Origin of the sequence: Staphylococcus sp. HMSC034C12, assembly GCF_001835895.1 — a bacterium.
Classification (GTDB): Bacteria; Bacillota; Bacilli; order Staphylococcales; family Staphylococcaceae; genus Staphylococcus; species Staphylococcus hominis.
Genome location: NZ_KV826313.1, coordinates 92,684 through 105,125, shown reverse-complemented (window position 1 = coordinate 105,125; position 12,442 = coordinate 92,684). Strand labels below are relative to the sequence as shown.

At 33.7% G+C, this 12,442-nt stretch carries 12 protein-coding genes; 1 reads left to right on the top strand and 11 read right to left on the bottom strand.

Annotated features, from left to right (window positions below; all coding sequences use genetic code 11):
• Positions 1 to 59: 59 nt before the first annotated feature.
• From purD to purE, 11 genes are read right to left on the bottom strand one after another with little or no spacing between them, the layout of a single operon-like run.
• On the bottom strand, positions 60 to 1,298 hold the full coding sequence (purD, locus tag HMPREF2629_RS03505) for a phosphoribosylamine--glycine ligase (RefSeq protein ID WP_019835355.1): 1,239 nt from the start codon (positions 1,296 to 1,298) through the stop codon (positions 60 to 62).
• Positions 1,299 to 1,333: 35 nt separating this feature from the next.
• Positions 1,334 to 2,812 carry a bifunctional phosphoribosylaminoimidazolecarboxamide formyltransferase/IMP cyclohydrolase gene (gene purH / locus HMPREF2629_RS03500; protein WP_017175765.1) on the bottom strand — a complete coding sequence of 493 codons (1,479 nt, stop codon included), beginning with the start codon at positions 2,810 to 2,812 and terminating at the stop codon, positions 1,334 to 1,336.
• A gap of 15 nt (positions 2,813 to 2,827) precedes the next feature.
• Positions 2,828 to 3,394, bottom strand: coding sequence for a phosphoribosylglycinamide formyltransferase (gene purN / locus HMPREF2629_RS03495; RefSeq protein ID WP_017175766.1), 567 nt, complete (start codon positions 3,392 to 3,394; stop codon positions 2,828 to 2,830).
• 2 nt (positions 3,395 to 3,396) lie between these two features.
• Positions 3,397 to 4,425: a phosphoribosylformylglycinamidine cyclo-ligase gene (gene purM, locus HMPREF2629_RS03490; RefSeq protein WP_019835354.1), complete on the bottom strand. Its 1,029-nt coding sequence runs from the start codon at positions 4,423 to 4,425 to the stop codon at positions 3,397 to 3,399.
• Positions 4,418 to 5,902 (bottom strand): amidophosphoribosyltransferase, encoded by a 1,485-nt coding sequence (gene purF / locus HMPREF2629_RS03485; RefSeq protein WP_017175768.1) that lies wholly within the window; start codon positions 5,900 to 5,902, stop codon positions 4,418 to 4,420. Before purF ends, purM begins: the two co-directional genes overlap by 8 nt.
• A complete protein-coding gene (gene purL / locus HMPREF2629_RS03480; RefSeq protein ID WP_070813143.1) occupies positions 5,881 to 8,070 on the bottom strand; it encodes a phosphoribosylformylglycinamidine synthase subunit PurL in 2,190 nt (729 codons plus the stop codon). Before purL ends, purF begins: the two co-directional genes overlap by 22 nt.
• Positions 8,063 to 8,734, bottom strand: a complete 672-nt coding sequence (purQ, locus tag HMPREF2629_RS03475) for a phosphoribosylformylglycinamidine synthase subunit PurQ (protein ID WP_017175770.1) — start codon at positions 8,732 to 8,734, stop codon at positions 8,063 to 8,065. The genes purL and purQ overlap by 8 nt, the downstream gene beginning before the upstream one ends.
• Before the next feature lies 1 nt (position 8,735).
• Positions 8,736 to 8,996: a phosphoribosylformylglycinamidine synthase subunit PurS gene (gene purS, locus HMPREF2629_RS03470; protein WP_002448160.1), complete on the bottom strand. Its 261-nt coding sequence runs from the start codon at positions 8,994 to 8,996 to the stop codon at positions 8,736 to 8,738.
• Positions 8,996 to 9,700 carry a phosphoribosylaminoimidazolesuccinocarboxamide synthase gene (gene purC, locus HMPREF2629_RS03465; RefSeq protein WP_019835351.1) on the bottom strand — a complete coding sequence of 235 codons (705 nt, stop codon included), beginning with the start codon at positions 9,698 to 9,700 and terminating at the stop codon, positions 8,996 to 8,998. The genes purS and purC overlap by 1 nt, the downstream gene beginning before the upstream one ends.
• 3 nt (positions 9,701 to 9,703) lie before the next feature.
• Positions 9,704 to 10,828, bottom strand: a complete 1,125-nt coding sequence (purK, locus tag HMPREF2629_RS03460) for a 5-(carboxyamino)imidazole ribonucleotide synthase (protein ID WP_017175772.1) — start codon at positions 10,826 to 10,828, stop codon at positions 9,704 to 9,706.
• Positions 10,815 to 11,297 carry a 5-(carboxyamino)imidazole ribonucleotide mutase gene (gene purE, locus HMPREF2629_RS03455; RefSeq protein ID WP_002448044.1) on the bottom strand — a complete coding sequence of 161 codons (483 nt, stop codon included), beginning with the start codon at positions 11,295 to 11,297 and terminating at the stop codon, positions 10,815 to 10,817. Before purE ends, purK begins: the two co-directional genes overlap by 14 nt.
• 210 nt (positions 11,298 to 11,507) lie before the next feature.
• Between purE and folD the strand changes: the two genes are divergently transcribed.
• On the top strand, positions 11,508 to 12,365 hold the full coding sequence (gene folD / locus HMPREF2629_RS03450) for a bifunctional methylenetetrahydrofolate dehydrogenase/methenyltetrahydrofolate cyclohydrolase FolD (RefSeq protein ID WP_017175773.1): 858 nt from the start codon (positions 11,508 to 11,510) through the stop codon (positions 12,363 to 12,365).
• The last annotated feature ends 77 nt before the right edge of the window (positions 12,366 to 12,442 follow it).

Here is a 12,442-nt window from a genome sequence, read left to right as displayed (position 1 = left end):
TTATTAAGTTCCCATTTTAAGGGTTCAGTGCCTATCATCTATGGGTTATTATTTTTAGTTTATTTGAGCGCTTTATTTCCAATATCTTTACGATAAAATAGTTGATCACTCTTAATTTTTTCTACATTTCCATAAGCATCTTTTTGTGCTTGTTGAATAGTTTTTCCTTTTCCAATGGCTAATACAACTCGTCCGCCGGATGTAAGAAATGTATCATTTTCTTTTTTCAAACCACTAACGAAATAATGGTTATTTAATTCAAAGCCTGAAACCTCTGCACCTTTATCATATGATCCAGGATAGCCTTTCGAAGCAAGCATTACTCCTACCACATAATCGTTAATCCATTGAAAACGAATAGGTTCTTTACGGTCTAGAGCAACGATTTGTGCCATCAAGTCACTTTCTAGACGACTTAACAATACTTGCGCTTCTGGATCACCAAATCGTGCATTAAATTCAATAACTTTAGGACCTTCCTTAGTTAAAATTGCACCTATATAAAGTAAACCAAAATAGTCATAACCCTCTTCTTTTAACGCTCTAGCAATTGGTTGAGCAATATCTTTGTTTGTACGTTCTAAAACGTCATTTGAAATATGAGGAACAGGACAATAAGCGCCCATCCCACCAGTATTAGGACCTTCGTCATTATCATAGGCACGTTTATGATCTTGAGCAATACAGTCAAAAGGAACTGCATAATCACCATTAATGAATGTCATTAATGAGAATTCTTCTCCTTCAAGAAATTGTTCAAAGACAACTTTTCCATCTTCTTGTGGATATAGCACTTCTACCGCTTCAATTGCTTCATCTCGTGTATTAGCAATAATTACGCCTTTACCAGCAGCTAACCCATCCTTTTTGACTACAATAGGTAATTCGCATTCATTTACATAATTAAGTGCTTCAGTTTTATTGTCTATTTCTTTATAATCAGCAGTTGGAATATCATATTTTTCCATTAACCTTTTAGCAAAAGATTTAGAACCCTCAATTTGGGCTGCTTCTTTGTTAGGACCAAAGACTTTAACATGATTGTCTCTCAATTTATTAGATAAACCATCTATCAATGGTTGTTCTGGACCAATAATCACCCATTCTATATGATGTTGGTGGACAAATTGTAAAATAGCCTCATGGTCGGTTTCAGCAATTTCAGTGTGTATTTCAGCTAAATGAGTCATTGCATCATTTCCAGGAATAGCATAAAGTTTTTCAATAAGTGGCGACTGATGTAATTTTGATACTAATGCATGTTCACGACCGCCTGCACCTATAACTAAAACATTCATTTCTTTTCTCCCTCTATTCTCTCAATTATTTTAAATTAGTGTTTAAAATGACGCATACCAGTAGTAACCATAGCAATACCATGTTTGTTAGCCATATCAATCGAATCTTGGTCTTTAATTGAACCGCCTGGTTGAATAATAGCTTTAATACCATGTTTTGCAGCAAGTTCAACAGTATCATCCATTGGGAAGAAGCCATCAGAAATCATTACTACATTGTCATTTATTTCAATTGCGCGCTCTAATGCAATCTTAGCTGCACCTACTCTATTCATTTGTCCTGCACCAATTCCAACTGTCTGTTTATTATTACTTAAAATGATTGCATTACTTTTCACTGATGGAATAACTTTCCATCCTAGAAGCATTGCCTCCCACTGAGCATCGGTAGGTTCAACGTCTGTAACAACCTTCATTTCTTCTTTAGACACTTCGTAATTATCTTTATCTTGAACCAAATATCCACCTGAGACTGAAACAAATTCTTCTTCACGATTATCAATTGTCATATCAATTTCTAATAAGCGAATATTTTTCTTTTGAGTTAAAATATCTAAAGCTTCTTTATCAAATTTTGGTGCAATGACAACTTCTAAGAAAATAGAATGTAACGTTTCCGCTAAATCTTTGGTAACTGTTCTATTGAGTGCAATGATCCCACCAAAGATAGACTGATTATCTGCATCATACGCATGTTTAAATGCAGTTTCAATATCAGTGCCAATACCTACACCACATGGATTCATGTGTTTAACTGCAACGGCAGCTGGTTCTTTAAATTTTTTCACTAATGCTAATGCTGAATCTGCATCTTTAATATTATTAAAACTCAATGCCTTACCATGTAATTGTTTCGCACCAGCAATAGTATGTTTACTATTAGAAGTACGAACAAAACGTGCTGATTGTTGAGGATTCTCACCATATCGTAATTCTTCACTATCTCCTTTGAAGAAACTTACAATTGCATGATCATATTCATTTGTATGTTCAAATACTTTAATCATTAATGACTTACGGTATGATTCATCAAGTCGATGTTCTTTAATTCGTTGAATAACTTCATTATAATCAGATGGATGGACAATGGTTGTTACATGTTTAAAATTTTTGGCTGCAGCACGTAACATAGTTGGACCACCAATATCGATATTTTCAATTGCATCATCTTCAGTTACATCTGGATTAGCTACAGTTTGTTGGAAAGGATATAAGTTGACCACAACCATATCAATTAAATCAATGTGTTGTTCTGATAATTGTTCTAAATGTTCAGGTTTATTACGATCTGCTAAAATACCACCGTGTACTGCTGGATGTAACGTTTTTACACGACCATCCATAATTTCAGGGAATTGCGTCAACTCTGATACAGATTTAACAGTTACATTAGCTTCTTCTAAAGCACGTTTTGTACCGCCCGTTGAATATAATTCATAATCTAATTGCGTTAATGATTTAGCAAATTCCACGACTCCACTTTTATTTGAAACACTAATAATTGCTTTTTTCATGATTAACTATGCTCCTTATTTAATAACTTTAGCTATTACACTTGGATAAAGTTCATATTCTAATTGTTTCACACGTTCTTCTAACGCTTCTTTTGTATCGTCCGGTTTTATATCACATTTTCGTTGTTCAATTATTTCTCCCGTATCCATTCCACTATCTACATAGTGAACTGTTGAACCTGTTTCCTTATCCCCACTATTAAATGCTTGACCAATTGCATCTTTCCCCTTGTACTTTGGTAATAATGAAGGATGAATATTCAATATTTTACCTTCATAAGCATTTAATAAGTCTGGTCCCACTAATCTCATATAACCTGCTAAGATAATCCACTCCACCTCTTCACTATGAAGAAGTTGAATTAATTTTTGTTCATATTCTGCTTTGTTTTCAAAGTCTTTAGGTTCATTAATATGAACCATCACTTTCAACTGTTTTGCACGCTCAATGCAATAAGCATCGTGATGATCTGTATATAAAGAAGTAATTTCTATATTATTAAGGTGCCCCTTATCAACTTTAGATACAATATTTTCGAAGTTACTTCCTGATCCAGAGGCAAATATAGCCACCTTAGTCATATCTATACCCCCTCAAGATAAATCGGTTCATCATTACTTTTAACAATTTCCCCTATTTGATATGCAGCAATATCTTGTTCTTTTAAGATATCAAGTGCTTTAGATACATCTTCTTTATTTACAATGACAGTATAGCCTATGCCCATATTAAAAACGTTATACATTTCACTCGTTTCAATGTCAGCTTGTTGTTGTAACCATTCAAATACTTTTGGTGTTGGGAAGGATTGTGTATCAATTTTAGCTGCTAACCCGTTAGGTAAGCCTCTAGGTATATTTTCATAAAATCCGCCACCAGTAATATGATTCATGCCTTTGATTTTAACTTTTTCTTTTAAAGTTAAAATAGGTTTCACATACAATTGAGTCGGAGCTAAAAATGTATCAAGATAAGTACTTCCATCAAATGAATCATTCAAATTAATTCCGGATTCTTGAATTAACTTTCTTACTAAACTATACCCATTAGAATGAATTCCATTAGAAGCTAAACCAATGATAATTTGTCCCTCTTCTACTTCAGATCCATCAATATATTCATCTTTTTCGACTGCCCCTACAGCAAAACCTGCTAAGTCATATTCTCCTTCGTGATACATTTCACCCATCTCGGCTGTTTCTCCACCAATAAGAGCAGTATGAGTAGCTTCACAACCATCACTCACACCTTTTACAATTTGCTCTATCACTTCCGGAACAACTTTATTTGTTGCTATATAATCTAAAAAATATAGCGGTTCTGCGCCCGTTGTAAGAATATCATTTACACACATGGCAACTGCATCAATACCAATCGTGTCATGCTTATTATTATCAATGGCAAGCTTTAATTTTGTTCCTACACCATCTGTACCAGAGACTAATACTGGCGCTTTCATATTAAGCTGGGATAAATCAAAAGTCGCACCAAATCCACCTAATCCACCAAGTACTTCTTTACGCATTGTACGTTGAACATGACTAGACATTCTTTCTACCGCTTCATAACCTGCATGAATATCAACACCTGATTGTTCATAAGCTTTAGACATGTATATTTCCCTCTCTATCAAAATAATGTTTATGATTATCAATATATTCTTTTTGACGTGTACTTAAATTATTTAAATAGTTTTCTTCATAGTCAAATAGACCTGCTGGATAATCTCCTGTAAAACTTTCTACACATAATCCACTATATGGTGCATCAAAATCTAATCCAATTGATTCTATAAGACCTTCAACACTTAAATATGCAAGAGAATCTGCACCAATATACTCACAAATTTCTTCTGGAGATTTACTAGCAGAAATCAATTCAGCAGTAGTAGACACATCAATTCCATAAAAACTAGGGAACATAAATTCTGGAGAAGCTATACGTACATGTATTTTATTTGCTCCAGCATCTTTAAGCATTTTGACAATACGTTTACTTGTTGTTCCTCTTACAATAGAGTCATCAACTAAAATAATGTCTTTACCTTCTACAATATCTTTCACTGCCGATAGCTTAACGCGTACTCCTTGTTCACGTAATTCTTGTGTAGGTTGAATAAAAGTTCGTGCGACATATTGGTTTTTCACAAGCCCCATTTCATAAGGTAATTGAATCTCTTCAGCATAGCCACTAGCTGCAGATAATGATGAGTTTGGAACACCGATAACCATATCTGCTTGAGCCGGACTTTCTTGAGCTAATTTTTTACCAGAAACTTTACGAACTGCATGCACATTTTTTCCAGCAATTGTTGAATCTGGACGCGCAAAGTAAATATATTCCATTGCTGAAATAGCTGTGTTAGTGTGACTTGTATATGATTTTACTTCAATGCCATTGTGATTAATGACAACATACTCTCCAGCATGAATATCTTGGACATATTCTGCTCCTAGCACATCTATGGCACATGTTTCACTAGCTAAAATGTATGTTCCATCTTGCATCTTACCAACTACTAGAGGACGAATCGCATTTGGATCAACAGCACCATACAAAGCGTCTTTAGTCAATATTGCGAAAGTAAATCCGCCTTTAATTTGTCGTAAACTTTCTTTTAGCGCCTCTTCAAATGTAGGAGCTTTACTACGACGAATTAAATGCATAATCACTTCAGTATCAGAAGATGAGTGGAAAATGGCACCATGTTTTTCAAGGTACTGTCTTAAAGTTTGTGCATTAATTAAATTACCATTATGACAAATTGCGACACTCATATCGTAGAAATGATATAAAAATGGTTGGATATTTTCGATACCTTTATTTCCTGATGTCGCATAACGAACATGTCCAATAGCATGATTGCCATCTTTTAGTTTATTAAGTTGTGGTTCTTTAATGGCTTCAGTAAGTAAACCTAAACCACGTTCACCCTTTAGAGTATCTTCATCAGAAACTACAATCCCTGCACCTTCTTGCCCTCTATGTTGTAAACTATGCAATCCCATATAAGTTAACTGAGCTGCTTCTGAATGATTCCAAATGCCAAAGACACCGCATTCTTCGTTTAATCCACTGTAGTTAAACATTCTGAAATAGCTCCTTCCCAAATTGCTTTAATATCTGAGACTTTTTCTGTAATTGTAGATGTAGTATTAGATACTTTAAATTCATCAACATCTGTTAATTCACCAATTTTAATAGCTCCATCTACATCTAGTGTTTGTCCTTCTTTGACTGCAACGACATAACGTCCTTGTGTTTCACTAAATAATTGTGCATCAGAGAGTTCTACTTTTGCTTCTAATCCTAAATTATAATAAGCACTTATTTTAGCAAGCGTAATAAGTAAACCGCCTTTACCTACAGTTTGTACATGAGAAGCAATTCCATTTCTAATAAATGTTTTTATTGCTTCGCCTTTTGCCACTTCATCACCTAAATCAATTTCTTCATACTCATGATTGACTTTACTATATAAAAGTTTTTCAATTTGACTTCCACCAAAATCATTTCTTGTTTCTCCTACAAGATATAATGTATGCCCTGTTTCTGGATGGAAATCATTTAAATATTGAATATCTTCAATGAGTCCTACCATTCCTACTACTGGTGTAGGGAAAATAGAAGTTCCTCTAGTTTCGTTATATAAAGAAACGTTTCCTGATACTACCGGTGTTTTTAATACTTCACAAGCTTCTGCCATACCTTTTGTAGAATCAATTAATTGTTGGTAAATTTCTTTCTTTTCTGGAGAACCATAATTTAAACAGTCTGTCATAGCTAATGGTGTTGCGCCTACAGCAATTAAATTTCTATAAGCTTCTGCCACAACCATTTTTCCACCTTCGTAAGGTTGATTAAATACATATCGAGCTTCACCATCAATGGTTGAAGCAATGGCTTTATTTGTTCCTTCAACTCTTACTACAGATGATTGTAGTCCAGGTTTAATAATGGTATTAGCACCTACTTGTTGATCGTATTGTTCATATAAATAATGTTTCGAAGCAATTGTTGGATGCTTTAATAATTTCTTAAATACATCTTGTACATTGATCTCACTATAATCATTTTTTGAGGTATTATATTCTTTTTCTTCACCTTCTAAAATATAGACAGGTGCTTCATCAGCTAGTGCATCAACAGGAATATCTGCATACACTTCATCTTCGTATTTAAGAACGAAGCGGTCAGTATCCGTTACTTCACCAATTACTGCACTATCAAGTTCATGTTTATCAAATAAGTCCAAGAACTTTTGTTCTGTTCCTTTTTCAACAACAAGTAACATTCTTTCTTGTGTTTCAGATAACATCATTTCATATGGTGAGATTCCTGGTTCACGTGTTGGGACTTGATCTAGATACAGTACTAATCCACTACCGCCTTTAGCAGCCATTTCTGATGAAGAAGAGGTAAGACCTGCTGCTCCCATATCTTGGATACCTACAAGTTCATCAAATGTGATTGCTTCAAGTGTGGCTTCCATTAATTTTTTACCTACAAATGGGTCACCAATTTGTACTGAAGGTCGTTTACTTTCACTTTCTTCAGTTAATTCTTCAGATGCAAATGTGGCACCATGAATACCATCACGTCCAGTTTTAAGGCCTACATAAATGACTGAATTTCCTTCACCTTTAGCAGTACCTTTTTGTACCATATCGTGATCGATAACACCTACACACATTGCATTGACAAGCGGATTTCCATCGTAACGTTCATCGAATTCGATTTCTCCTGCTGTAGTTGGTATACCAATACAATTACCGTAACCACCAATACCACGGACAACGCCTTTTAATAAACGTTGATTTTGTTTTACTGATAATTCACCGAATCGCAAACTATTTAGTAGGTTAATGGGTCTTGCTCCAATCGATACGATATCTCTGATGATACCTCCTACACCAGTAGCTGCACCTTGATAAGGTTCGATTGCTGAAGGATGATTGTGAGATTCTACTTTGAAAACTACCGCTTGATTATCACCAATATCTACAACTCCAGCACCTTCACCTGGTCCCATAAGGACATGCTCGCCAGTTGTCGGGAATTGCTTTAAGAAAGGTTTAGAATGTTTATAAGAGCAATGTTCACTCCACATGACTGAGAAAATACCTACTTCTGTAAAGTTAGGCTCTCTTCCTAAAATCTCACGTACCTTATTATATTCTTCATCACTTAAACCCATGTCTTGATATAGTTTTTCAAGTTTAATTTCTTCAATACTAGGTTCGATAAACTTAGACATTTTGTTCCCTCCAACTATTTACCATTGCTTCGAATAATTTAACACCACTGTCTGTACCAAGAAGTGTTTCAAGTGCTCTTTCAGGATGAGGCATCATTCCACATACATTGCCTGCTTTATTTACAATACCTGCAATATGTTCATGAGACCCATTCGGGTTATCTTCATATGTTAAAATAATTTGATTATTTTCAACTAATTCATTGTACATATCATCTGTACAATAATAATGTCCTTCTCCATGTGCTACAGGATAAACAACAATTTCATTTTCTCCATATAAATTAGTAAAAGGAGTTTGATTATTAACAATTTTCAGTTTTTCATTTCTACTAATAAATAGATGTGAATCATTATGTAATAAGGCGCCGGGTAATAGTCCTATCTCAGTTAAAATCTGGAATCCATTACATACACCTAAAACGGGCTTACCTTCACTGGCAAAACGTTTCACTTCGCTAATAATTGGAGCGACACTTGCCATAGCCCCTGAACGTAAATAGTCACCAAATGAAAAACCACCTGGAATTAATACCCCGTCAAAACCTTTTAAAGATGTTTCACGATAATCTACATATTCAGCTTCTGCACCTGTTTTAATAGCCGCATTATACATATCTCTATCACAGTTAGATCCTGGAAAAACGAGAACTGCAAATTTCATATTATGCATTCTCCTTTTCATCAACAATTTTATAACTATATTCTTCAATAACCGTATTAGCAAATAACTTTTCACTTAATGTCGTAATAATATTATTTACTGCTTCATCTGTAGCTTCATCAACAGTCATATATAATACTTTACCTACTCTAATGTCATTAACTTGTTTATAACCTAAGTCATGCACAGCACGATTTAATGCTTGACCTTGTGTATCCAATACCTGTGGTTGTAATGTAATGTGAAGTTCAATTGTTTTCATTATTTTAGTTCCTCCAATTTATCCAAAAATGTTTGATACGTATCTATTAAAGAACCTGTATCATTTCTATATACATCTTTATCGAAATTCGTATCTGAATATTTATCCCAAATACGACAAGTATCTGGTGAAATTTCATCCGCTAATAAAATATCACCATTTTCTGTTTTTCCAAATTCAACTTTAAAATCTACTAATCTTAAATCCATTTCATTCATTAATTGAATTAATACTTTATTAATATTTTTAGCCATATCTTTTAATGTCTTAATTTCCTCATCATTAGCAATATGAAGTAATTTGACATGATCATCAGTAATCAATGGATCATTTAAATCGTCATTTTTATAAAAGAACTCTACAAGTGGTTCGTCAAATACATGGCCTTTTTCAAAACCTAAACGTTTCGTAATAGAACCTGTTGCAATATTTCTTACAACTACTTCTAGTGGTATAATCTTTACTTCTTTAACTAATTGCTCAGTTTCAGAAAGCTGTTTAATAAAATGGCTTTCAAGGCCATGTTTATTTAAATATTCGAAAATAATTGAAGTAATTCGATTATTTAAACGTCCTTTCCCTTGCATCTTATCCTTTTTGGCGCCGTTACCTGCTGTGACTTCATCTTTGTATTCAACTCTCAACTGATGTACTGTTTCAGTTGAAAATACTCTTTTTGCTTTACCTTCATAAAGTAATGACATTGATTATTCTCTCCCTTTAAATTGTTTCAACATTTCATTTTCAGTTTCATTAACATTATTTGTAAGAATGGTCATATGCCCCATTTTTCTATCCGATTTTCGTTCTGTTTTTCCATAGATGTGGACATGCCATTCAGGATGATCTCCAAATTTATCTTCTAATAAGTCTAAATCGCGTCCTAGTAAATTCATCATCACAGCTGGTTTTAAAATTTCAATCTCTTGAGGTAAATCTTGACCAGTTACTGCTAAGATATGTGTATCAAATTGAGAATAATCACATGCTTCAATCGTATAATGTCCAGAGTTATGTGGTCTCGGTGCAATTTCATTTACATATAAGTGATTTGATTTATCAATAAAGAATTCCACGGTAAAAGTACCAACAAAGTGAACTTTTTCGATTATTTTATCTACTTCTTTTCTCGCTTCTTGCTCTTTATCGCATCTAGCTGGAATAATAGTTTTAAATAGTATTTGATTACGATGCTCGTTTTCTTGTAGTGGGAAATAAGCAATTTGTTTTTGATTACCAATCGTTACAGTTAAAGATACTTCTCGATCGAGATCTAAAAATTTTTCTGCCACACATTCATGTTTTGAAACAAGTACTTTAGCTTCTTCAACATTGGAATCATTTTTCACTAAAATTTGTCCTTTACCATCATATCCACCAAAACGTGTTTTTACGATAAATGGATAACTTAATGTTTCAATTGCTTGATTCAAATCTTTTTCATCTTTTAAAGATACATAAGGAACAATTTTCGTACCTGCAGATTCTAATGTTTGTTTTTCAGTTAAACGATCTTGTAATAATTCAATTGCTTGATAACTTTGAGGAATGTTAAATTGTTGAGTTAGTTGCTTAAGTTGTTGAGCAGATATATTTTCAAATTCATAAGTAATCACATCTGATTGTTGACCCAATTTGTTTAAGGCTTCTTCATCATCATACTCTGCCGTGATAAAAACATCTGCTACTGATTTACATGGACTATCTGGATTAGGATCTAAACACGCTACATTAAAGCCCATTTTTTGGGCAGATTGTGCCATCATCTTACCTAATTGTCCTCCACCAATAATACCAATTGTTGCTCCGAACTTTAATCTATTGAAGTTCATCTTGCATTTCGCCTACCTTATCTACTAAAGATTGTTCATATTGTTCAAGATGTTTACGAACTGAATCATTTCCAATACTTAAAATTCTCGCTGCTAAAATACCAGCATTTTTAGCCCCAGATTTACCGATTGCCGTTGTAGCAACAGGAATTCCACCAGGCATTTGAACAATAGACAATAGTGAATCTAGTCCTTTTAAACTTTTAGATTCAATAGGTACACCGATAACAGGTAACGTTGTCATTGAAGCAACCATCCCAGGTAAATGTGCTGCACCACCAGCGCCAGCAATAATAACGTCATAACCGTTTGTACGTGCTTCACTTGCAAAATCAAACATTAACTTTGGCGTACGATGTGCTGACACTACTTTCTTTTCATATGGTATTTCAAATTGTTCTAACATTGCACAACTTTCTTGCATAATCTTCCAGTCTGAGGAACTACCCATAATGACTGCTACTTTCACTTTGTACACCCTTTCAAAGTTTAAAATATAAATCTTATTAGTTGTATATTACACGTATAGCATACCAAGTATAAGATTTAATTTCAATCAAAAATCGAACTTTATCTATGTTTCTTAACTTAATTTACGCTTTTTAGCTAAAATTTGACGTTTTTATACCTTTAAAGTTAATCTATAGACAGATGTTTAATAAACAAGGAGGAGTTTTTTGTGGTTGCAAAAATTTTAGATGGGAAACATATTGCAAAAGATTATAGACAAGGGTTGCAAGACCAAGTTGAAACTTTAAAAGAAAAGGGATATACACCAAAATTATCCGTTATTTTAGTTGGGAATGATGGTGCAAGTCAAAGCTATGTTAATTCTAAAAAGAAAGCTGCTGAAAAAATAGGGATGATATCTGAAATTGTTCATTTATCTGAAGATACTTCTGAAGAAGACGTATTAAAAGAACTAGATCGTTTAAATAATGATGATTCGGTAAGTGGTATTTTAGTCCAAGTACCTCTTCCTAAACAGGTTAGCGAACAAAAAATTTTAGAAGCAATTAATCCAGAAAAAGACGTTGATGGTTTTCACCCATCAAACATTGGTAAATTATACATTGATGAACAAACGTTTGTTCCTTGTACACCATTAGGAATTATGGAAATTTTAAAACATGCAGATATCGATTTAGAAGGTAAAAATGCTGTCGTAATTGGCCGAAGTCACATTGTAGGTCAACCCGTGTCTAAGTTATTATTACAAGCAAATGCGACAGTAACAATCTTACATTCACGTACTAAAGATATGCATAGCCATTTAAAACATGCAGATGTTATCGTCAGTGCAGTAGGTAAACCTGGATTAGTTACTAAAGACGATGTAAAAGAAGGCGCAGTGATTGTGGATGTAGGTAATACTCCTGATGAAAATGGCAAACTAAAAGGTGACGTTGAATTTGAAGAAGTAAAAGAAATTGCAGGTGCTATTACTCCAGTACCAGGCGGTGTAGGTCCTTTAACTATTACGATGGTTTTAAATAATACATTATTAGCTGAAAAAATGCGTAGAGGCATTGAATAATTTAAATTCAAACGTTTATTATTAAAAAAGAGAGAGACATAATTTCAAATTAATTATGCCTCTCTCTTTTTTTAATA

Bases quoted from the DNA above. Each gene is read 5' to 3' on its own strand.
- purD (WP_019835355.1), bottom strand. From the start codon at position 1,298: ATGAATGTTTTAGTTATAGGTGCAGGCGGTCGTGAACATGCATTAGTA.
- purH (WP_017175765.1), bottom strand. From the start codon at position 2,812: ATGAAAAAAGCAATTATTAGTGTTTCAAATAAAAGTGGAGTCGTGGAA.
- purN (WP_017175766.1), bottom strand. From the start codon at position 3,394: ATGACTAAGGTGGCTATATTTGCCTCTGGATCAGGAAGTAACTTCGAA.
- purM (WP_019835354.1), bottom strand. From the start codon at position 4,425: ATGTCTAAAGCTTATGAACAATCAGGTGTTGATATTCATGCAGGTTAT.
- purF (WP_017175768.1), bottom strand. From the start codon at position 5,902: ATGTTTAACTACAGTGGATTAAACGAAGAATGCGGTGTCTTTGGCATT.
- purL (WP_070813143.1), bottom strand. From the start codon at position 8,070: ATGTCTAAGTTTATCGAACCTAGTATTGAAGAAATTAAACTTGAAAAA.
- purQ (WP_017175770.1), bottom strand. From the start codon at position 8,734: ATGAAATTTGCAGTTCTCGTTTTTCCAGGATCTAACTGTGATAGAGAT.
- purS (WP_002448160.1), bottom strand. From the start codon at position 8,996: ATGAAAACAATTGAACTTCACATTACATTACAACCACAGGTATTGGAT.
- purC (WP_019835351.1), bottom strand. From the start codon at position 9,700: ATGTCATTACTTTATGAAGGTAAAGCAAAAAGAGTATTTTCAACTGAA.
- purK (WP_017175772.1), bottom strand. From the start codon at position 10,828: ATGAACTTCAATAGATTAAAGTTCGGAGCAACAATTGGTATTATTGGT.